18 protein-coding genes are annotated in these 22,748 nt (G+C 43.3%); 5 read left to right on the top strand and 13 right to left on the bottom strand.

Annotated elements, in window-relative coordinates:
- Positions 1–48 precede the first annotated feature (48 nt).
- From rpsI to zapE, 3 genes are all read right to left on the bottom strand, one after another.
- Entirely contained in the window at positions 49–441 is a 393-nt protein-coding gene (rpsI, locus tag FCV43_RS04805; RefSeq protein WP_004740758.1) for a 30S ribosomal protein S9, read from the bottom strand.
- A 15-nt stretch (positions 442–456) separates the two neighbouring features.
- On the bottom strand, positions 457–885 hold the full coding sequence (rplM, locus tag FCV43_RS04810; protein WP_017051092.1) for a 50S ribosomal protein L13: 429 nt from the start codon (positions 883–885) through the stop codon (positions 457–459).
- Between the two features lie 261 nt (positions 886–1,146).
- Positions 1,147–2,250 (bottom strand): cell division protein ZapE, encoded by a 1,104-nt coding sequence (zapE, locus tag FCV43_RS04820; protein WP_136994170.1) that lies wholly within the window; start codon positions 2,248–2,250, stop codon positions 1,147–1,149.
- Between the two features lie 153 nt (positions 2,251–2,403).
- Here zapE and zapG point away from each other — a divergent pair, with 153 nt between their 5' ends.
- The 3 genes from zapG to degS all read left to right on the top strand — a co-directional run bounded on the left by zapG (position 2,404) and on the right by degS (position 5,596).
- Entirely contained in the window at positions 2,404–2,838 is a 435-nt protein-coding gene (gene zapG / locus FCV43_RS04825; RefSeq protein WP_113799470.1) for a Z-ring associated protein ZapG, read from the top strand.
- Between the two features lie 89 nt (positions 2,839–2,927).
- Complete coding sequence (locus tag FCV43_RS04830; protein WP_113799639.1) at positions 2,928–4,295, top strand: DegQ family serine endoprotease; 1,368 nt, start codon at positions 2,928–2,930, stop codon at positions 4,293–4,295.
- 236 nt (positions 4,296–4,531) lie between these two features.
- Positions 4,532–5,596, top strand: coding sequence for an outer membrane-stress sensor serine endopeptidase DegS (degS, locus tag FCV43_RS04835; protein WP_017051096.1), 1,065 nt, complete (start codon positions 4,532–4,534; stop codon positions 5,594–5,596).
- 104 nt (positions 5,597–5,700) lie between these two features.
- Here the strand turns inward: degS and parC are convergent, their stop codons facing one another.
- The 6 genes from parC to nudF all read right to left on the bottom strand — a co-directional run bounded on the left by parC (position 5,701) and on the right by nudF (position 12,604).
- On the bottom strand, positions 5,701–7,980 hold the full coding sequence (gene parC, locus FCV43_RS04840; RefSeq protein WP_136994171.1) for a DNA topoisomerase IV subunit A: 2,280 nt from the start codon (positions 7,978–7,980) through the stop codon (positions 5,701–5,703).
- Positions 7,981–7,983: 3 nt separating this feature from the next.
- Positions 7,984–9,864, bottom strand: a complete 1,881-nt coding sequence (parE, locus tag FCV43_RS04845) for a DNA topoisomerase IV subunit B (RefSeq protein ID WP_136994172.1) — start codon at positions 9,862–9,864, stop codon at positions 7,984–7,986.
- A gap of 206 nt (positions 9,865–10,070) precedes the next feature.
- A complete protein-coding gene (gene yqiA, locus FCV43_RS04850; protein WP_136994173.1) occupies positions 10,071–10,658 on the bottom strand; it encodes an esterase YqiA in 588 nt (195 codons plus the stop codon).
- A 2-nt stretch (positions 10,659–10,660) separates the two neighbouring features.
- Entirely contained in the window at positions 10,661–11,485 is an 825-nt protein-coding gene (gene cpdA / locus FCV43_RS04855) for a 3',5'-cyclic-AMP phosphodiesterase (RefSeq protein WP_017051100.1), read from the bottom strand.
- 42 nt (positions 11,486–11,527) lie between these two features.
- Complete coding sequence (locus FCV43_RS04860) at positions 11,528–11,971, bottom strand: DUF1249 family protein (RefSeq protein WP_113799476.1); 444 nt, start codon at positions 11,969–11,971, stop codon at positions 11,528–11,530.
- Positions 11,972–12,604, bottom strand: a complete 633-nt coding sequence (gene nudF, locus FCV43_RS04865) for an ADP-ribose diphosphatase (protein WP_136994174.1) — start codon at positions 12,602–12,604, stop codon at positions 11,972–11,974.
- A 227-nt stretch (positions 12,605–12,831) separates the two neighbouring features.
- Between nudF and tolC the strand changes: the two genes are divergently transcribed.
- Positions 12,832–14,157 (top strand): outer membrane channel protein TolC, encoded by a 1,326-nt coding sequence (tolC, locus tag FCV43_RS04870; RefSeq protein WP_136994175.1) that lies wholly within the window; start codon positions 12,832–12,834, stop codon positions 14,155–14,157.
- A gap of 169 nt (positions 14,158–14,326) precedes the next feature.
- Here tolC and hldE read toward each other — a convergent pair whose 3' ends face one another.
- The 3 genes from hldE to FCV43_RS04885 form a co-directional block, all read right to left on the bottom strand.
- A complete protein-coding gene (hldE, locus tag FCV43_RS04875; protein ID WP_017051104.1) occupies positions 14,327–15,757 on the bottom strand; it encodes a bifunctional D-glycero-beta-D-manno-heptose-7-phosphate kinase/D-glycero-beta-D-manno-heptose 1-phosphate adenylyltransferase HldE in 1,431 nt (476 codons plus the stop codon).
- Between the two features lie 114 nt (positions 15,758–15,871).
- Positions 15,872–18,718: a bifunctional [glutamate--ammonia ligase]-adenylyl-L-tyrosine phosphorylase/[glutamate--ammonia-ligase] adenylyltransferase gene (gene glnE, locus FCV43_RS04880; protein ID WP_136994176.1), complete on the bottom strand. Its 2,847-nt coding sequence runs from the start codon at positions 18,716–18,718 to the stop codon at positions 15,872–15,874.
- A 222-nt stretch (positions 18,719–18,940) separates the two neighbouring features.
- Positions 18,941–20,197: a methyl-accepting chemotaxis protein gene (locus tag FCV43_RS04885; RefSeq protein ID WP_136994177.1), complete on the bottom strand. Its 1,257-nt coding sequence runs from the start codon at positions 20,195–20,197 to the stop codon at positions 18,941–18,943.
- A 96-nt stretch (positions 20,198–20,293) separates the two neighbouring features.
- Here FCV43_RS04885 and FCV43_RS04890 point away from each other — a divergent pair, with 96 nt between their 5' ends.
- On the top strand, positions 20,294–21,055 hold the full coding sequence (locus tag FCV43_RS04890; RefSeq protein ID WP_136994178.1) for a potassium channel family protein: 762 nt from the start codon (positions 20,294–20,296) through the stop codon (positions 21,053–21,055).
- A 60-nt stretch (positions 21,056–21,115) separates the two neighbouring features.
- Here the strand turns inward: FCV43_RS04890 and FCV43_RS04895 are convergent, their stop codons facing one another.
- The gene (locus FCV43_RS04895) at positions 21,116–22,633 is read right to left on the bottom strand and encodes an inorganic triphosphatase (RefSeq protein WP_136994179.1); all 1,518 of its coding nucleotides are present in this window, start codon (positions 22,631–22,633) and stop codon (positions 21,116–21,118) included.
- Positions 22,634–22,748: the final 115 nt, after the last annotated feature.

Raw genomic sequence — 22,748 nt, forward strand, 5'->3', positions numbered from 1 at the left:
CAATTCCAGTAATAAAACTGGAGCGTGAACTTTTCTGTAAAAGAAAAATTAACGCTTAGAGAATTGAGGTTTACGACGTGCTTTACGTAGACCAACTTTCTTACGTTCAACGCAACGAGCGTCACGCGTAACATAGCCAGCTGCACGTAGAGCAGGACGTAGAGTTTCATCGTACTCCATAAGAGCGCGAGTGATACCGTGGCGGATTGCGCCAGCTTGACCAGAAATACCACCACCAGAAACAGTGATGTAAAGGTCAAGTTTTTCAGTTAGTTCAACTAGCTCAAGAGGTTGTTTAACAACCATACGAGAAGTTGGACGACCGAAGTAAACATCAAGGCTACGCTTGTTGATTACGATCTCACCGCTGCCCGGTTTGATGAAAACACGAGCTGCTGAGCTTTTGCGACGACCAGTGCCGTAGTATTGATTCTCTGCCATTTTCAAGATCCCCGATTAGATGTCTAATACTGTTGGTTGTTGAGCAGTATGGTTATGCTCAGTACCAGCGTAAACTTTAAGCTTACGGTACATAGCACGGCCTAGAGGGCCACGTGGTAACATACCTTTAACTGCAAGTTCAAGAACCATCTCTGGTTTCTTATCGATCAGCTTTTCAAAAGTGATAGATTTAAGACCACCAGGGAACTCAGAGTGACGGTAATACACTTTACCTTTAGCTTTGTTACCAGTTACAGCAACTTTCTCAGCGTTAACAACGATGATGTAATCACCAGTGTCTACGTGAGGAGTGTATTCAGCTTTATGTTTGCCACGAAGGCGAGATGCAATTTCACTTGCTAGACGGCCAAGAGTTTTACCTTCAGCGTCTACTACATACCAGTCGCGTTTTACAGTTTCTGGTTTAGCAACGAAAGTTTTCATGCTAATAATTACCTATTAAAAAAATTTACACTTAAAGGAACAAAATAAATTTGTCCCCACTGTCTAAGAGTACCCAGTCATCACCCCTTCGAGTGTTGGAGACTCTTGGCTTAGTCAGATTTGACTCATAACTAGAGGCCCGCAGTAACGGTAGGTCGCAGGATTATAGAGAAGAGCGAAGAAAAAATCATCTCTTTTTGAACATAATCACGAATTATTTTCTTCTTATAAGGTAAGCGTGATCGAGTTCTTCTCTTTATCTTACGCTAAATGCTCTTTTGCTAAGTAATCATGACTCTGCATTTCGATTAATCGCGACTGACAACGTTTAAATTCAAACTCCAAAATCCCATGGGTATAAAGCACTTCCATCGACACTTCGGCTGAAATAATGAGTTTCACGTTACGTTCATAGAATTCATCCACTAACGCAATGAATCGCCTTGCTGCATCATCAATCGTTGTGCTCATCTGAAGAACATCCGCAAGAAGCACGGTATGGTAGATTTTCGACAACTCAATGTAATCATTCTGGCTACGAGCCGATTGGCACAGTTGCTCAAAGGTAGCATGCAATACACCATCGCTCGCTTCGATAACATCAATAGTTCTATGATTGATTTCAACTTGCTGTAACTTCGCTTTACCCTCTCCCACAAATTGCTGATAGTAATGGAACAAATTACTATTCGCCTGTTCATCCAAAGGGTAGTGATAGATTTCAGCTTGTTCTAATGTTCTTAAACGGTAATCAACGCCACTATCCACATTTAATGTCTGGCAGTGTGTTTGAATCAACTCAATCGCAGGAAGGAAACGAGCACGCTGTAAACCATTACGATAAAGATCTTCAGGTGGGATGTTAGAGGTTGCGACCAATATAACTTTACGCTCGAACAGTGCTTTTAACAAAGTGCCCAGAATCATTGCATCAGTAATATCTTTCACAAAGAACTCATCAAAACAGATGATTTCAGCCTCTTTTTTAAACGCATCGGCTACCTTATCTAAAGGGTTTTCTACCTCATTTAATGCTTTTAACTCATCATGAACTCGATACATAAATCGATGAAAGTGCACTCTCATTTTCCGCTCAGTAGGCAGAGCATCAAAAAAAGTATCCATTAAGTACGTTTTACCACGCCCAACGCCACCCCAAAAATATAATCCTTGCGGAGGCATTGGCTCAGTCGCCGATTTCCCCAGTAATTTTTTAAACCGACTAGGTTGGATCACTGGTGTATTTAAATACGTCTGAAAGTCATGAAACAACACATCTAAGCTTTCAACGGCTTTCTCTTGAGCGGGATCCCGCAGGAAACCTAATTGCAGAATGTCTTGTTCATATTTTTGTATTGGGGTCATAGGAGCACTACCAGAATAAGGTCGAGGTCAAACAGCTATCACAGCGTACATGTATTTTTCTTTATTGGCTTGAGCACTCATAGTACCATGTGAACGGGACATGTGTAACCAAACGGTAAAATACATGTTAAAAAACAACAATAAGGAGCGACTATGCCTTGGATTTACGCCATTGTTGGCTTGCTAGTTGGTGCAATTTTAGGAATTGTGATTTCTCGACTAACTACCCCTCAATATAAGAAGCAGAAAGTGATGCAGAAAGAACTCGATTCTGCAAAATTTGCTTTAGAACAACAACGTCAGGAACTTGCTGATCACTTTGCGCAATCAGCAGAGATGCTTGATACACTCGGAAAAGATTACACTAAGCTATATCAACATATGGCGAAAACATCTTCTGAGTTACTTCCCAATACTCCTGAGCAAGAGAACCCCTTTGTAAAAACCATCGCTCAGCACTCTGATGAAAAAGAGAACTCACAAGAGCAGCAACCAAAAGATTATGCTCAAGGGGCGACAGGGTTATTTAAAGATGCTGAAAAAGAGATTATTGAAGCACCTGAAGCGGTTACTGCTAAAGCCTCGTAACATTTGAGCGTTGATTAATTCATCGCAACGGTGAACTTTGCAAAGGTTTTTGAGTCATAACTCTCACGAGAATAAAGAGGAGTTATATGATGAAAAAACCTTTGCTTGTATTATCAACACTGACGTTAAGTCTCAGTTCAATCATCACGGCTTTGCCCGTTACCGCAGCCCTACCTCTAGTCGTAGATGGTGTGCAAACCCCTAGCCTTGCTCCTATGCTGGAATCTGTTACCCCTGCGGTTGTTAGTATTGCTGTGGAGGGTAAACAAGTCTCACGCCAGCGTATTCCTGAACAATTCAAATTCTTTTTCGGCCCTGAATTCCCAACAGAGCAGTTAAAAGAGCGCCCTTTTCGAGGGTTAGGCTCTGGTGTCATTATTGACGCGAAACAAGGCCATATTGTCACCAACTATCACGTCATCAACGGTGCTGAGAAAATTCGAGTTAAGCTGTTTGATGGCCGCGAATACGATGCAGAACTGATTGGTGGCGATGAAATGTCCGACGTTGCGTTACTCAAATTAGAGAGCGCAAAAAACCTTACTCAGATAAAAATCTCTGACTCAGACAAACTTCGAGTCGGTGACTTTACTGTCGCGATTGGTAACCCATTTGGCTTAGGTCAAACGGTCACATCCGGAATTGTGTCCGCGTTGGGTCGTAGCGGCTTGAATCTAGAAAATTTCGAAAACTTCATTCAGACCGATGCGGCGATCAATAGCGGAAACTCGGGAGGCGCGTTAATTAACCTTAATGGTGAACTCATCGGCATTAACACCGCCATCTTAGGCCCGAATGGTGGCAATATTGGGATTGGATTTGCCATCCCTTCTAATATGATGAAAAACCTCACAGACCAAATCCTAGAGTTTGGCGAGGTGAAACGTGGCATGCTGGGTGTTCAAGGGGGAGAAATCACATCTGAGCTTGCACAAGCTCTCGGTTATGAATCGAGCAAAGGTGCTTTTGTCAGCCAAGTGCTACCTGATAGTGCTGCAGATAAGGCTGGACTCGTTGCTGGTGATATTATCGTATCGGTAAACGACAAAAAAATAGATACTTTCAGCGAATTGCGAGCAAAAGTAGCCACCCTTGGCGCAGGAAAAACTATTTCACTCGGTATTATTCGAGACGGAGAGCAACGTAGCTTTGATGTCACTCTAGGTGAAGCCGCGAATAACAAAACTCAGGCTGAAACATTGCATCAAGGCCTCAAAGGCGCAGAGCTAACCAATACCAATGAAGGCAGCGCAATATCCGGCGTACTTGTCTCTCAAGTAGTAGAGGGGTCACCAGCAGCAGGTTACCAATTGCAAAAAGATGACATCATCATTGGTGTTAACCGCCAACGAGTTAAAAACATAGCCCAACTAAGAGCTATTTTGGAACAGAAACCGAGTGTGTTAGCTTTAAACATTCAGCGAGGGGACCGAACTATCTACTTAGTCGTTAGATAATTTAAGTCCTCAAATAGATCTCAACTTTTGTAATAAATAGCCAAACGGAAGTGATTTAAATGTCACTTCCGTTTTCTATTTGCACATCCAAAACCTTTCCTACATGCTCACTATCTTGAGGTTTCTTGGGATTAGCTAAAGTGCTATGCTTCTCAAACATATATATCCATTTTATGTTTTAAATTGTGATATTTTGCCGCTTTCAAATGTAAAGCATTCAACCTCTTGAGAAGTCTATGCTGAATTTTTTCTTACGTTCAATAGCTCTTGGCCTAATTGCTGCGGCCATTATTTTAGCTGCAGTGCCATCATTACGCTCAAACATTGTGCCTAAAGATATTGTTCTGCCAGCAACGGACATCAGTACTTTGCAAGTCTCTTTCAACCAAGCGGTTCGCAAGGCAAGCCCTGCCGTTGTCAATATATACAGCCGCCAGTATGTGGAGAATGACCGCAGTAAATTATCAACTCAGGGCTTAGGTTCTGGAGTAATAGTCAGTGAAAAAGGCTACATTATTACCAACTATCATGTAGTCGCAAAAGCGGATCAAATCATTGTCGCACTGCAAGACGGACGAGTCGCTGCTGCCCAATTAGTCGGTAAAGACAGACGAACTGACATTGCTATTTTACGAGTGGAAGGCACCAATCTTCCCGTCATTCCACAAAATCCAAACTACAATGCCAAAGTCGGTGATATTGTTCTCGCCATTGGTAACCCATATAACTTAGGTCAAACGACGACTTTTGGTATTATTTCGGCTACTGGCCGCTCATCGATCAGTGCTGACGGACGACAAGCATTTATTCAAACGGATGCAGCCATCAATGAAGGTAATTCTGGTGGCGCATTAGTCAACACGCAAGGCGAACTCGTCGGGATTAATACCGCCTCATTCCAGCAGGCAACAGAGTTAGAAACATATGGTATTTCATTTGCCATTCCCTTCAAGTTAGCCAATAAAATCATGGAAAAAATCATTGCAGATGGACGAGTGATTCGTGGCTACATTGGTATTGATGGACAAGATATTACCGCAGTGACCTCTCGCCTTCTTGGTAATGATAATGTCGGTGGTATTGTGGTTCTAGGCATGGACCCAAATGGCCCAGCGGCAGATGCTGGGTTTGAAAAGCAAGACATCATATTGAGCATCGATAATCACAAAATTAACGGCCGTCAGAGTGTCATGGATATCGTGACCGATCTTAGACCAGGAACGACTGTAGATGTATTGGTATTAAGAAAAGGTGAGGAAATCACCCTGAAAGTGACCATATCGGAAGATACTAGGCGTTAAAACGACCGCCACCTTTTTCACTGAATATTCGGTAAATATAAAAATCCCAGCCTTAGCTGGGATTTTTATTATCTGTTGCAGGTAAGCGCTATATCAGGCGTCGCTTACTCTTCAACATCCTTCTTTTCTGTGCCGTTTGGCAGCTCAACTTCGATTCGAGTAACACGCTGTAAGCCTCGTGGTAATAAGCCCCCACGACGTCCTCGCTCACCACGGAAGTTATCTAGATCGGCAGGCTTCAAACCTAACTTGCGTTTACCTGCGTACAAGGTAATCGTCACACCTTGAGGCAGAGCCATTAAGTGTGAAACAAACTCTTCACGCTCTTTCGCTTTTGCCGCTGGAATATTAATGATCTTATTCCCTTTACCTTTACTTAATTGAGGTAAATCTTTTATTGGAAACAATAGCATTCGACCTTGATTGGTGATCGCCAGAATCTCATCAGACTCTAGATCGCCAATTGTACTTGGTAACATCACTTCAGAAGCTTGAGGCAGATTAACCAGAGCTTTACCACTACGGTTTTTCGACAGTAAATCACTGCCTTTACACACAAATCCATAACCCGCATCAGAGCCGACAAGCCACAACTGGCTATCTTCACCCATGATAACTTGGCGTATTGATGTACCCGCGCTCACATTCAAACGCCCAGTAATTGGCTCACCTTGGCTACGAGCCGAAGGTAATGAGTGAGATTCAAGGGAATAGCTACGACCATCACTGCCTAAGAATACGGCAGGTTGGTTACTCTTGCCTCGTGCACAAGCAAGGTATTTATCACCTGATTTATAATTCAAGCCTTCAGCATCGACGTCATGACCTTTCGCATGACGAATCCAACCTTTATCAGAAAGCACGACCGTAATCGCTTCACTTGGAACCAAATCACGCTCTGTTAACGCTTTCGCTTCCGCACGCTCGACAATAGGAGAACGACGATCGTCGCCATATTTATCGGCGTCCGCTTGGATCTCTTTTTTAATCAGCGTATTTAAACGACGCTCAGAACCTAGTAACTTCTCTAACTTATCACGCTCTGCGGCCAGTTCATCTTGCTCTGCTCGAATCTTAAACTCTTCAAGTTTCGCTAAGTTACGCAGTTTAATATCCAGAATTGCATCGGCCTGGATATCTGAAATATTAAAGCGGCTCATCAATACTGGTTTTGGTTCATCTTCAGTACGGATGATTTCAATCACTTCATCAATATTGAGATAAGCAGCCAGTAAACCTTCTAATATGTGTAACCGTGCTAATACTTTATCTAAACGGTATTGCAAACGACGTCGAACGGTAGAGCGGCGGAATTCAATCCATTCCGATAGAATTTTGACTAACCCTTTCACTTGAGGTCGGCTATCTAGGCCAATCATATTCAAGTTAACACGGAAGCTCTTCTCTAAATCCGTTGATGCGAATAGGTGATTCATCAGAAGATCACAATCAATTCGATTGGATTTCGGAACAATCAAGATACGCGTTGGATTCTCATGATCCGACTCATCACGTAGATCATCCACCATCGGTAGCTTTTTCGCACGCATCTGAGCAGCAATCTGCTCAAGTAATTTTGCGCCCGAAACTTGATGTGGCAAAGCACTAACGACAATGTCATTGCCTTCTTTATGCCAAACCGCACGCATTTTGATGCTGCCACGGCCTGTACGATATATTTTTTCGATATCGCTTTTTGGTGAAATGATTTCCGCTTCTGTCGGGTAATCAGGCCCTTGAACAAAGCCCATCACATCACTTAACTCAGCTTTCGGATTATCCAAAAGATGAATCGCAGCATCAGCAACTTCACGTACATTGTGCGGCGGAATATCGGTCGCCATACCAACCGCAATACCAGTAATGCCATTAAGCAAAATGTGCGGCAGACGAGCAGGTAACATTTGAGGCTCTTTCATTGTGCCATCAAAGTTAGGTTGCCATTCCACCGTGCCTTGGCCTAATTCACCAAGCAATACTTCGGCGAATTTAGATAATTTAGCTTCGGTATAACGCATTGCCGCGAATGATTTCGGGTCATCCGGTGCACCCCAGTTACCTTGACCATCCACCAGAGGGTAGCGGTAAGAGAAGGGTTGAGCCATCAACACCATCGCTTCATAACAAGCAGAGTCACCATGCGGATGGTACTTACCCAGAACGTCACCAACGGTACGTGCAGATTTCTTATATTTAGATGCTGCCGAAAGCCCAAGCTCCGACATTGCATAGATGATACGTCGTTGAACCGGTTTTAAGCCATCGCCAATATAAGGCAATGCACGGTCCATAATTACGTACATCGAGTAATTTAGATAGGCATCTTCGGTGAACTTGCGCATTGGCATTTGTTCAACGCCATCAAACGTTATTTCAGTAGACATCAATTATACCTCAGCCATATCGCCGTTACTTTGCAACCATGTACGGCGATCATCCGCACGTTTCTTACCTAGCAGCATATCCATCATTTCATTGGTCGCATCATCGTCATCAATGGTTAACTGAACAAGACGACGAGTGTTTGGATCCATTGTCGTTTCACGCAGTTGTAATGGGTTCATCTCACCCAGACCTTTGAATCGTTGTACGTTGATTTTGGCTTTTTTCTTACTCAAACGCTCAAGTACGCCATCTTTTTCAGATTCGTCCAAGGCATAAAATACTTCCTTGCCGCAATCGATCCTAAACAAAGGAGGCATCGCAACATAAACGTGTCCTTCTCGAACTAACGCTTTAAAGTGACGAACAAACAGCGCACATAGTAGTGTGGCGATGTGCAGTCCATCCGAGTCCGCATCGGCAAGAATACAAATTTTACCGTAACGCAAACTGTCTAAGTTGTCGTTATCAGGGTCAATACCTAGAGCGACAGAAATATCGTGCACTTCTTGAGACGCTAATACTTGGTCTGCCGAGACTTCCCACGTATTCAAAATTTTACCGCGCAGTGGCATCACAGCTTGAAATTCACGATCACGAGCTTGTTTAGCAGAACCGCCCGCCGAGTCCCCTTCCACGAAGAAGATTTCGGTGCGACTTAAATCTTGAACTGAACAGTCGGTTAATTTACCTGGTAATGCGGGGCCTGAAGCAATCTTCTTACGAACCACTTTTTTGCTGGCACGCATACGACGGTGAGCATTGGCAATACAAGTTTCAGCTAATAGCTCGGCCAATTGCGGCTTTTCGTTTAACCATAAGCTAAATGAGTCTTTTACTACGCCAGAGACAAATGCCGCGCATTGACGTGATGACAAGCGCTCTTTAGTTTGGCCAGCAAACTGAGGGTCTTGCATCTTAATTGACAGAACATAAGAACAACGGTCGAAGACATCGTCGCCAGTGAGTTTTACACCGCGAGGAAGCAGGTTGCGGAATTCACAAAACTCACGCATCGCATCAAGCAAACCTTGGCGTAACCCGTTAACGTGAGTACCACCTTGCGCTGTCGGGATCAGGTTCACGTAGCTTTCGGTGATCATCTCACCACCTTCAGGCTGCCAGATTAACGCCCAATTCGCCGCTTCTGTTTCAGCTGAAAACTCGCCAGTAAACGGTTCTTCAGGAAGTACGGTGTACCCCTTTACGCCTTCCGCTAGGTAATCTTTTAGACCATCTTCATAATACCATTTGTGCTCTTTTCCGTTCACTTTATCGCTGAACGTTATCTCTAATCCTGGGCACAATACTGCTTTAGCGCGCAAGTTATTCACTAATCGCGTTACAGAGAAATTCGGGGAATCAAAGTAGCTCGTATCGGGCCAGAAATGAACACTGGTGCCTTTATTACGACGACCACAAGTGCCTGTTACCGTCAGCTCTTCAACCTTATTACCATGCTCAAATGCCATTTCATACACTTGACCATCACGGCGAACGTTGACTTCCACTCGCTTCGATAGTGCATTCACTACCGAGATGCCTACCCCATGCAAACCACCTGAGAATTGGTAATTTTTGTTGGAGAACTTACCACCTGCATGCAGTTTGCAGAAGATCAGCTCTACGCCAGAAACTTTCTCTTCTGGGTGGATATCAACAGGCATACCACGGCCATCATCAATCACTTCAAGAGATTGATCGGCGTGTAGGATAACTTGTACTTTTGAGGCATGTCCGGCAAGCGCTTCATCGACACTGTTATCGATAACTTCTTGGCCCAAGTGGTTCGGGCGCGCTGTATCCGTATACATCCCTGGTCGGCGACGTACTGGCTCTAAACCATTAAGAACCTCAATGGCTCCAGCATTATATTGTTCTGTCATAATACGGAATTTACTCAAATAATTTGGGGTACTTTAACGTGATATGGCGATGAGCAATATGGCTCAGCTCAAGAATAGACAAACTAAAGTCGATTCATCAAAATCACGAAAGTATTGGTGGAATATAGTCTGGAACCCGTCACTTGATGTCAAGTTACATCATCAAGTGGCGCGTCAAATTTTGACTCTTCCCTCAATGAAAGAGGTTAAAGCTCAAGAAAGGAGATAATGAGTTCAGGGTAACGTTCAAAATCGACGAAACTATGATCCCCACCAAGTTCAACATTTTGTTTTGAACCCGAGTACTTTTCTACGGCTTGTCGATAATCCAACACTTCATCTTCTGTTTGTTGCAATAACCAAAAATCTTTAGCATTTCGGAGAGGTTTTACCTCAAGCGCTTTCAGTTCGTCAATATGTACACTTTCAAGTGTGTATGTTTCGTTCGTATAGGGGTTAATTTGAACACCTAAGAAGTCCGCTAATAGCTCATACGGCTTAACAGCAGGGTTAATCAGCACCGCGCGAAAACCATAATGATCGTTTAACCATGTTGATAAATACCCTCCAAGAGAGCTACCTACTAAACCAATATGATGGCTATCTTTATACTGCTCAACAATGGCTAACAAACATTCACTTGCTGCTTTTGGAAAACATGGTAATTGAGGAGTGACTAGTTTGATATCCGGACGAAACTGTTCACAATAGCTCTGCATTACATTCGCTTTATGAGATAAAGGTGAACTATTGAATCCGTGAATGTAAAGCAGTAACGATGGTTTATCTGCCATTCTTAGTACCCATCTGAATTAAAATCTGGAAGAAATCGACCATCAGATAAGCGGTTCACTTGCGTCTCGATGCTACCGTCGAGGTGAAGCTCCAACTCACGCCAACCTGGGGATTGGGAATCTAAAGCAAAATCATTTGAGTTTGGTTTAAATTGAACACAGGTAGAAGGGGTTGCCATCACTTGGACGCCATGATGATCACGGTTCATATCTTGATGCACATGCCCGCATAATACGCCACGTACGTTTTGGTGTTGGTCAACCACATTCCAAAACTGTTCAGCGTCTTTCAGGGTATGTTGATCAAGCCATTCACTGCCCACCAATATTGGATGATGATGCAGTAAAACCAATGTATGGCGGTCGGAATGAAGTGTTAATTGCTCATCAAGCAGGGCAAGTTGTTGATCGCTCAGTCGTCCGTGTGGTACACCGACAACTTGTGAATCAAGCATGATCATTTGCCATCTCTCTCCTAGCAAAACATGCTCAACACACTGAATTTGAGGCGAAGGTAGTACGCTACTCATATTAGGCTTGTAGTCATGATTACCTGGCAGCCAAAAACAAGGTTTCTGTAAGCACTCAATGCCGGATTCAAACTTCTGATAAGACTCTTGGCTGTGGTCTTGTGAGATATCACCTGTCGCCAAAATTGCATCAAATTTAAATGCTTTTGCTTGAATGTCACGGACTACCGCTTGGAAGCTATCAAAAGTATTCACGCTCAGCAAACTTCCATCTGCCGGAGCAAACAGATGCGTATCTGTGATCTGTAAAAGCTTAATGCTGCCTAAAGCAGATTCTGAACTGGATGATAATTTCAAAATGGAAAACCTAAATACTTTCTCTTTAATAATTCAATATTGTTATTCAAATGCCATTGGCGTTCGGCTAATGCCATTTTTTAAACAAAAAGTGAGCCAATCACCAAGAAATTTATTCAACTGGGATTTTTCATCTTTCTGCATCATTTTTTTGTTTGGGTAATCATAACGAGCTTTCACGCGTGATATCTGTTCGCTCGCACATACTTCTGCTACTCGAGCATCGTGATATAGCCTGACAGACATTTTAGGCAAAGGAAATACTGGTTGTTCATCACTCTGACATATGTCGATTAAAGTGGTGTATTTTGTGACCTCATGCACCTTCAATTGGTAGGTCATATTAATCACTTGATAGCAGCGAACATCCCCCACTTCTGCTTGAAATGGAAGTAGAGCATTTAATTTTGCGTAATTAGTCTCATACACTCGCATAAGTTCTGCAAGATCAACATGGTACGGCTTACCAATGGCTACATGTGTCATCTAGCTTTTCAACCATTGTGACTTTAACTCTAAGTGGTTTAGCTCTAGCCATTGCAACGCTAAAATTGAGGCACCATTCTCGATTTTTCCACTTTTAACAAGCTGATAAGCCTGTTTTCGACTCATTACTTGAACCCGAATGTCCTCATTTTCATACTCTAAACCATGCACACCTTGAGCGGTAGAAGCATCCACCTCACCGACGAACACGTCTAATTTTTCTGAACAGCCACCTGATGATGGGTAAAATGAGGTAATTGGCGAGACTCGATTAACTTCAATCCCAGCCTCTTCCATTGCCTCTCGACGAACGACATCCTCTGCACTTTCATCGGTATCAATGATCCCAGCAACGATTTCAAGTTGCCATGGATTAGGATGTTCCAATGCCCCGACACGAATCTGTTCAATAATGACCACTTCATCACGAACAGGATCGTAAGGTAATAATGCCGCAGCATGACCTCGTTCAAACATTTCCCGTTCGACAGGTTCGCTCCACCCACCTTCAAACAATCGGTGAGTAAAACGGTATTTCACCATTTTAAAAAAACCGCTAAAAAGAGGCTCTTTTGAAATAATTTTTACATCCTGGGGAGTAAAATCATGTGGTTGATTGTCAGACTCTTGCATTAGTCACCTCGCATGTGAATCTTATAGTCTACTCATTGTAGACAACAACTGCCAAGGCATGGCTCAACTTTTATTATAAAAATTGCATTTATATTTACATAAAACAATATTTATATTGCACAGTCGGACAATTAAGTGTAAAAAAGTGCAAAGTTTCGAGTGAATTACCACCAATTTAAGTTAAACTCTTGATAAGTACCCTCTTTCGATTTAGGCGGAATGGAAAAATGAAAAAACTGCTTCCTCTTTTTATCAGTGCTGCAATAGGTAGCCTGAGTACCACAGCATGGGCCGATACCCTGACTGAAATATACGATCAAGCAAAGCAAAATGATCCTCAATTGCTACGTTCAGCGGCTCAACGCGATGCAGCATTTGAAGCGATTACATCGAGCAGAAGTGCATTACTGCCACAAATTAACCTAACAGCGAACTACGACATTAACCGTGGTGACAGAGATACCTCAGGTCTAGGTAGCTCAAGTATTGATAATAATAATTGGGGGGCAGCTATCGGCTTCACTCAAGAACTTTATCAACGCTCTTCATGGATCACATTGGATACGGCAGAAAAAACAGCACGACAAGCGGACTCTTCTTACGCGGCCGTTCAACAAGGTCTTATTTTACGCGTTGCTCAAGCCTACTTCGAAGTGCTTCGCGCACAAGATAAACTTGAATTTGTTCGTGCGGAAAAAGCAGCGGTAGCTCGCCAACTTGAGCAAACGAACCAACGTTTCGAAGTGGGTCTATCTGCGATTACCGATGTACATGATGCTCAAGCTCAATACGATACGGTACTAGCGAATGAAGTATTAGCAGAAAATAGCTTAGTAAATAGCTATGAAGCGCTGCGTGAAATCACGGGTAACGAGCATACTAACCTTAGTATCCTAGACACCGCTACTTTCTCAGCAAGCAAAACTCAGGCTTCTGCCATCGCTCTTATTGAAGAAGCACAACAGAAAAACCTTAGCTTACTTGCATCTCGCATTTCTCAAGACATCGCAAAAGACAACATCTCTTTAGCGAGTTCTGGCCACCTACCAAGCTTAACATTAGATGGTAGCTACTCTCTTGCAGATCAATCAAACAGCTCTCAAGATTATGACCAAGACAATCTAAATCTGGGTTTGAACTTAGTTGTGCCTCTTTACACTGGTGGCAACATTACTTCTAAAACGAAACAAGCTGAATACAATTACGTTGCAGCAAGTGAAGATTTAGAAGCGACTTACCGCAGCGTTGTTAAAGATGTTCGTGCCTTTAACAATAACATCAGCGCTTCTATTGGTGCTTTACGCGCCTACGAACAGTCTGTTGTCTCAGCTCAATCCGCTTTAGAAGCAACTGAAGCCGGTTTCGATGTAGGTACTCGTACGATTGTTGATGTACTAGATTCGACTCGTCGTCTGTACGATGCGAACCGTAACCTAGCTAATGCTCGCTATGATTACATCATCAGTGTTCTTCAACTTCGTCAAGCTGTTGGTACATTGAGTGAACAAGATATTATCGATGTGAACGCTGGACTGAAAACAGTACAGGGCTAAAAATAGAGTGTAAAAAATGAAGCCGACATAATGATGTCGGCTTTTTTATTGTTAGAAAGCCTATATTTAAAAAAGTAATTGCCAAAAAATCACTATGACAATTGCTAAAAAGCCGATAGCGATTCATCGCTATCGGCTTTTGTTCAAACAGTGCTTGATCCTAAAGGAGTTAAGCTTTTCCGCCTTGAATCGCATTGATAATTTCAGTGGTGGAACAGCCGTCTTCAAAGTTAAGTACTTTCACTTCGCCACCAGCGGCAATCACCTCTTCACCACCAGCAATATCTTCTGGTTTGTAGTCGCCACCTTTCACTAAAATACTCGGTAGCACTTCAGAGATAAGACGTTGCGGGGTATCTTCAGAGAATGGAACCACCCAATCAACGGCACCTAACCCTGCTAAAACCGCCATGCGGCGATCCGTTGGGTTGATAGGGCGACTTGGGCCTTTTAAGCGTTTCACTGATTCATCAGTATTCACTGCAACGATCAAACGATCACCAAGCTCTGCGGCATGATTCATATAAGAAACATGTCCTGCATGAAGAATATCAAAACAACCATTCGTCATGACAACCTTCTCACCTTTTGCACGCGCGCGTTTTACCGCTTCGACAAGTGCAGATTCAGTGATCACACCATAGTCTGTATCTTGGCTACCATGAATAGCTTCCGCTAACTCAATAATAGATAGCGTTGATGTACCCAGTTTACCCACGACCACACCAGCGGCAGCATTAGCTAATGCACAAGCTTCATCAAGTGGTTTGCCCGCAGCCACAGATGCCGCAAGTACAGAGATTACTGTATCGCCGGCCCCTGTCACGTCATACACTTCTTTTGCAAGCGTTGGCAATTGAAGCGGCTCTTGGCCTTTACGTAGTAGTGTCATTCCGTGCTCACTACGAGTCACAAGTAATGCTTCAAAGTCGAACTCTTCGATCAATGATAAACCTTTCTCAATCAGGTCTTCTTCTGATTTGACTTTGCCTGCAACCAGTTCAAATTCAGCCATATTAGGGGTTAACAATGTTGCTCCACGGTAGCGTTCAAAATCCGCCCCTTTTGGATCAATAAAAACTGACACATTGGCTGCGCGTGCCTTTTGAATAAATTGCTGTACGTGCTCTAAAGCGCCCTTCGCATAATCCGATAAAATAACGGTTTTTACTGTTGGTAGCACTTTCTCCATGCGCAAGAGCACAGGTTCAGGATCCGTATTTTCAAATTTTTCTTCAAAATCTAAACGAATAAGCTGCTGACCACGGCTCATAACACGCAATTTGGTAATTGTCGGATAATCCGCTAATTCAACGAAATCACATTTCACTTTCAACGAATTTAAGGTATCAGTCAGCACTTGAGCTGGCTCATCTTTACCTGTTAAACCAATAATATGAGCATGACCGCCAAGTGACGCAATATTCATTGCAACGTTAGCCGCTCCACCTGGGCGCTCTTCATTCTTTTCTACTTTTACTACTGGAACTGGCGCTTCTGGTGAGATTCGCCCCGTAGGCCCATACCAGTAGCGGTCAAGCATCACATCACCAATGATCAACACGCCAGATTGGCTGTAGTCAGGTAGAATAGGTTTCATTATGGATCTCCAAAATTCTTATCTAAACGGAGTTTAACACACCACTTGTAACGGCTAAACTGCCAAAACTCTTCTATCGCAGCAGTCTATCAAAAAGCATTCTAAACTCTAGTATCAGCCAAGCCACAGATCCCATAATTTGACAACTTGTGCTCTTTCCGCTGCAAATTTACCCTCATCGACATCCGCATCAAGGTTTAACAAATTACGGTGATGCACTTCGTCACGGATCCTAGTGTAGGCGTGTGTTAGCGCTTGAGCCTGTTCTTCGCTCATGATGTCTTGCTGCAACATAGATTCAAACACACGTACATTATCGCACCAGCGTGTTAGCTTAGGTTTTTCATGGCTAAAGCGTAGCACCAAGTATTGCGCTAAAAACTCGACATCCGTTATCCCTCCGGGGTCTTGTTTAAGCATAAATCGACCCGATTTTTTTCCACCCAAGTGATCACGCATTTTCACTCGCATCTCGGAGACTGATTTTTTCAAGTCATCCTCATTACGCTCAAGACAAAGCACTTTGTGTCGAGTTCTAACAAATGCTTCTTGTAGGGCATCATCGCCATAAATCATACGTGCGCGTACTAATGCTTGATGCTCCCATGTCCACGCATCTTTTAACTGGTACTCTTCAAAAGCATCGGTCGGTGACACTAATAGCCCTGATGCGCCCGACGGTCTCAATCGCATGTCCACTTCATAGAGGATCCCCGATGCCGTTCTAATTGAGAAAATATGAATGATTCGCTGCGCTAACCGCAAGTAGAACTGACGACCATCAATCTCTTTTTTACCATCGGTATACACATTTACAGGGCAATCATGCATAAACACCATATCGAGATCGGAGTTATAGCCAAGCTCCCACCCTCCGACCTTGCCATACCCCACAACACCAAATCCCTTCCCTTCTCGATCTTTGAGATGGGTCGGCTCACCAAACTTAGCCACCACTTGTAACCACGCTTGATTCACTCCTGCTTCTACAATCGCTTCAGCCAAGTAAGTTAAATGATCACTCACTTTCATCACTGGCAGCACTTCTGCAATATCAGCCGCTGCAATCCGTAAAATACAAATCTGCTTAAATTGGCGTAACCCCTCGAGCTGTTGCTCCATATCATCTTCTGGAATTCTGGCAAGAAAGTCCCGCAGCTCTGTCTTATAAGCAGACAAAGGGATCGGGTTATATAGCTGTTGTGGGTCAATCAGTTCATCCAATAAGATCGGATAGCGACCTAACTGCTCCGAAATCATAGGGCTCGCCGTACATAGGCGAACTAACTGAGTCAGTGCTGCAGGGTGCTCATCCAACAATTCTAAATAGGTGGTTCTAGTGACAATTTTGTGCAGCAGGTGTAGCACTCGTGGTAAGCCAAACTGCGCATCTTTATGATGGTAAATCGCTTGAAATATTTTCGGCATCAAGCGGTTGAGCACTTCTCGTCCACGCGGGCCGAGCGTTTTTTTCGCTAAGTCCGCTTTAAATTGAATGATAGTCGATGCCATTTCAGATGGTTCAGCCACCGCAACATCATTCACTAAGATATGTTCAATCACATCCGGCTTATGTGCCATATCCCATAGCTCATGAAAATGCTTGTCGACGCTGAGGGTTTCTTCCTCTTCCCCCCCAATCAAGTTCTCGAATACCGCATGAACACTTTGCATATGTTGCTGAGTTTGCTCCATCAATTCGTCCCAACCAGCATGCTGCATAGCAACCGCCAGTTTTAACTGGTCACGCTCGTTTTCGGGTAGCGTTTGAGTCTGCTTATCCGCCATTGCTTGCAGTAAGTTCTCTAAACGCCTTAAGTAAAGGTATGCACTACGTAAGTCTTCTACTTCACGAATTTCTAATAACCCCAACTCTTGAACGGCTGTCAATGTTTCAAGTAAACCGCGACCTCGTAAGCTCGGCTCTCGGCCACCTCGAACCAGTTGGAAAACCTGAGCGATAAACTCAATTTCACGAATGCCACCCGCGCCTAATTTAATGTTATTGCTCAATCCTCGGCGTCGAACTTCACTGCTGATCATTGATTTCATTCGGCGCAATGATTGAATGGCACTAAAATCAATGTAACGACGGAACACAAATGGGCGGAGCATTTGGCGAAGCTCTTGGTATTGTGGATACATTTCACTCCCCATGACTCTCGCTTTGATCATGGCATAGCGTTCCCAGTCTCGCCCTTGCTCTTGATAGTAATCTTCCAATGCGGCGTAACTCATCACTAATGGGCCACTTTCTCCAAACGGACGTAGTCGCATATCGACGCGATAACAAAAACCATCGAAAGTTTGTTGATCAAGCGCCTTAATGATCCTTTGCCCAAGGCGAGTAAAGAACTGCGCGTTCGCGATACTGCGCCTAGCTCCCTGGGTTTCACCGTTTTCAGGATAGGTAAAGATGAGATCGATATCTGATGAAAAGTTCAGTTCTCCCCCTCCGAGTTTACCCATTCCAATGATCAACATCGGCTGTGCAGCCCCAGACTCATCGCATGGCGTGCCCCACTCCTGACAACAGAGATCGTATTGCCATTGGTAGGTTTCAAAGATCATCGCTTCGGCAAGTTCTGACAGGTGGGCTAAACTCTCTTCCAAACGCCAAGAAGAGGTAAAATCTCGCCAAGCGATATAGGTCATTTCACGATTGCGGAATTGACGCAGAATTCGATGACCACTCATTTCGCTATCGCATGTCGCTAACATTTCAGCGAGACGCTGACGATAAGAATCAGAACGAGATGAACACTGCAACATGCTAGGAAAATCAGTACAAAGTTGAGTATCCCGTTGAAAGTTTTCCGCTACAAATTGACTCAAGCCTAAGACATATTTCAATGACTCAATAGACTCATCACTCCAATGGCTTAATCCATCCGCTTGCTGTTCTAATAATTGTGAATAGGCTGATAATGAATCAGAGGTAAGGCTATCAGGCAGTAGCATAGATCTTCCTTGCGATATTTAATGGTATTTGGCGGCATATAGCGAACGAGTAAAGTCCGTTTTAAGCTGAGTTTCATTGGTATAAATCCACTCGGCACTCATTCAATTCAAGAGCTGTTCTCTATTTATATCAAACTTAACGCAATAAAAAACGCCTACATACTCTGTTTTGTTAAGACAGGTAAATAGGCGTTTGATTTCGTCTAATGACGAGCGATTCATTTACACTTTAAATGACTTAATCTTCGAATCTAAATCTTGAGCATTGCTCTCCATCATTTCAGAGGTCTCTAGCAATTCACTCACCACCACAACGGAAGCTTCAACAAGCTCTCTCACATTCGTTAAGTTCTGATTCATCTCATCCGCAACGCTACTTTGTTGGCCCGCAGCCGTCGCGATTTGGAAGTTCATGTCGTTAATCTGATTCACCTGCTCAACAATGCCATCAAGCTCAGAACCCGCATTGGCAACCAGTTCAACGCCATCCGCCGCTTCAACAACACTTTTCTCCATCAACTCAACGGCAGAGTTAGCACTGCTTTGTAGTTGTGAAATCATCTCTTGAATTTCAACCGTTGCTTGTTGAGTGCGCTGTGCAAGGTTACGAACTTCATCAGCAACAACCGCGAACCCACGCCCAGCTTCGCCCGCTCGAGCCGCTTCAATGGCAGCATTTAGTGCTAATAGATTGGTTTGCTCTGAAATGCCTTGAATGGTTCCTACTACACTACCAATCGAACCAACTCGTTCTTCTACTTGATTAACGGCTCCTGCTGAAGCGGCAATATCTGAAGAGAGTTCACTCATTTTAGCCACGGTATCTCGAACAAAATCTCGCCCGGTTTGAGCCTGACCAGACGTCTCTTCTGTTAATGCTGATGCGTTTTGAGCGTGGTCTGCTACGGTTTGTACCGTTGATGTCATTTCACTCATTGCGGTTGCCAGTAAATCAATTTCCGCAAACTCTTCTTGTGACGACTCTTTCGTTTCAGACATGCTAATTGTCATCACCTCAGTTAAGGTGAACAGTTCATCTGAAGCATTGATTTGAGTTTTAATCACATCATGAAGCTGCCTACGAGTTTTCTCTAATTCTCGCGCGACATCACCATATTCATCTTTACAATCCATCACGATAGGAACCGACAAATCTTTACTTGCCATCAGTTTAATCGATTCGCTTAAGTATTCAGTTTGGCGTAACATAACTCGTGCGGCCGCCATAAGCAGAGCCACAAAAACAGCAATCATGATCCCTGTCTGCCACACCACCTCAACTAAGTAGGCATCATAATGTTTCTGTGCAACTTGAATGTCGTTGGTCGCCGCAATAAGAGCATTATAGAAACTAGATGCATCCCATAACTGTTTGGTGATGATTAAAATGGTGCTAAATACCATTAGCATCACCATTTTAGGAACTAAGCGAACATCTGAAATTAACCTTTCCCAAGGCTTGAATGTCGGTTTTTCCATGATCAGTTCTCCGCTAAGTTTAATGTTATGTGCTGAATATTTATTTTCGTTAAAAAGATTTTTAATCATCTATTTACGATTTATTTCGAGCTTCGTATGAAAACATATAGTACCAAAGACGACACTAAGCCTATGAGCTTATTGTCACTAATTTTATCTTTCTTAGCGTTATTTGTGATCTCAGCCTTATTGTTTATGCCACCGGAGAGTAAAGCTAAGGGAATATTTATCGGTTTAGATTTTATCATTTGCAGTATTTTTATTTTACAGCTCACCATTGATCTCATCCGTTCAGATGATCGGAAGCAATATCTTAAGCATCACTGGATCGATTTTATCGCCAGCATTCCGATGATTGAACCTTTACGATTTGGCCGCTTATTCCATATTTTGCGCGTAATTTTAGTGATTCGGTCCGGAAGAACCGTTCTAAAACAGCTATTAGCGAATAAAAGAGAAACCACTCTCGCCTCAATTATTCTTTTGCTTGTGATTCTACTCACCGTTGGCTCTGGAATGATGCTAGCGATAGAGGGACAAAATCCAGACTCAAACATTCAAACAGCCAGCGATGCCTTGTGGTGGGCTTTTGTTACCATATCAACCGTTGGGTATGGCGATCACTACCCGATTACGCTGGAAGGAAAGTTATTAGCCTCTGGGATCATCATCTGTGGTGTGGGTATTTTTGGTATGATTTCAGGTTTGATTACTTCGCTTATCGCCTCTCCAAGCGATACTCAAAATCAACGCTCTGAGAATAAAGAGAAGCTACTTGAGCAAATAGTCGCTCAACAGCAACAAATTTTGCAGCGGCTTGAAAAGATAGAGCGGATGAATTCAGACGAAAAAAAATAAGGAACCGGAGTTCCTTATTTCTATTTTTGTGGATGGCAAAAAAAAGCAATTTGGTTTTTATCAGTCTTGCCAATACGGCTCAACTTCAACACTAATTTGGCGAGTTTGCTCCATGGCATGCAAGATTGAAATTTCTTGCCTTGCCAACCAACGCTCTAACTGCTCTTTCTCATCACCTTGCAACAAGTTAATACACTGCTCTAATGGTTTAAGCATTAGCAGGTCATCAATCCCTTGGATTAAATCAGCCCACGGCAATCGGAAGGTGTTGCGCTCTTCTACATCATATAAGCTAGCAAAACCGACACCTGTGTATAAATTACGCATCAAACGATATTGCTGCTCTACATAGTCTTGACTGGTTAAGGTACATTCTGGCGGAAAAGCTTCCATCAGTTCAGCCCAAGTGCGGTCAAGCTGTTGTACAGAGAAAGGTTTGATATTTCCCGACATCTGTTCACGAGCTTTATCGTCTAAAAATGGCTGCCAGCCACGAGTTAAGATCCAACGGCTAAGATCAAGCAACAAACCAGTATAGCGAGCGGAGCTGAGTAACGTCAGTATGCTCTCTCTGTCTGGTAGTTGGACTTGTTGCTCTTGCAGTTCAGCGACTAAAAATTTACGAGCATCAAGTTTTCGTAAGACATGCCCTTTATCTTCAAGCAAGTCATCTAAATAATCGTACATTTTTAGCCAAGACAGCTCTTCCTCAAGCCACTTGAGCTCTTGACGAATAATCGCACTCGCCCTACGTGGAACAATGCCACCATAAATTGTAAGTGTTTGGCGAATAAAGCTAATGGAATGGCTAATTTCATGCAGTGCTTTTATGGACTCACGCTCTGTGTAAATCTGCTCGTGATAATGCCAATGTGAAAGAGCATGCTCTAACGATTGAATAAAGCAGGATTCAACCGTGTCATTTTGATCGGTATTCACCAAAGTTAATGCCTTAACTTCATCACCTGCATAACCTTGTGCAAGTCGGTAGCCTTTGGCTGCTTTACTCAAGTTACCCAAACGCATGCCACCTTCATCACTAAACAGGCGAGCTAAACTAAAGAGCGCATCGGTTTGCCCCGATTTCAGCTCTAGTTCAACTTCGCAGATGGGATCTTGCTTCTCGTTTGCGACGACTTCCCCCTGATCAAAAGCCACTTCCACTTGGCTACCATCAGGCATGCTCACCAACCACTGTTCACGAGTGAAGTTGGTTGAAAAGAGAGGGAAAAGTTCAGATTGTAATGTGTCGATATCTTTATCTTTTGGCCAGATATCTTGAGGGTGAAGAGAGAGCTTCGGAGTATTGCTATCATGCTCAGCATTGTACTCAGGTCTCTGGTGCAAACCCGCAACAACGCGACCTGCGGTTTTTACGGTTTGCACAAAAACGTCATCAAAACGTCGAATACGCAAACCCGTATCATGCTTACGTAACCAGTTATCTGGAGTATCAAAATAAGTGTTGCCTAAATTACGACAACTTTGCTGAAGTACTTTGGTATCAGAGATTTTACGCTGTAAAGTCTCTGAAAAATCTGGAGAAACAAAAAACTTCAGTTCTATCTCGGTTTCCATAGTGATGCCTTTCAATGAAGATAAGAATAGGATATTGCCTATTTGAAATGTGGGCAAGTCAGAAATTTCGACCGATTGATGATCTAAAACAGTTTTAATGCGTGATTGATTGGGT

Origin of the sequence: Vibrio genomosp. F6 (assembly GCF_005146325.1) — a bacterium.
Taxonomy (GTDB): Bacteria; Pseudomonadota; Gammaproteobacteria; order Enterobacterales; family Vibrionaceae; genus Vibrio; species Vibrio cortegadensis.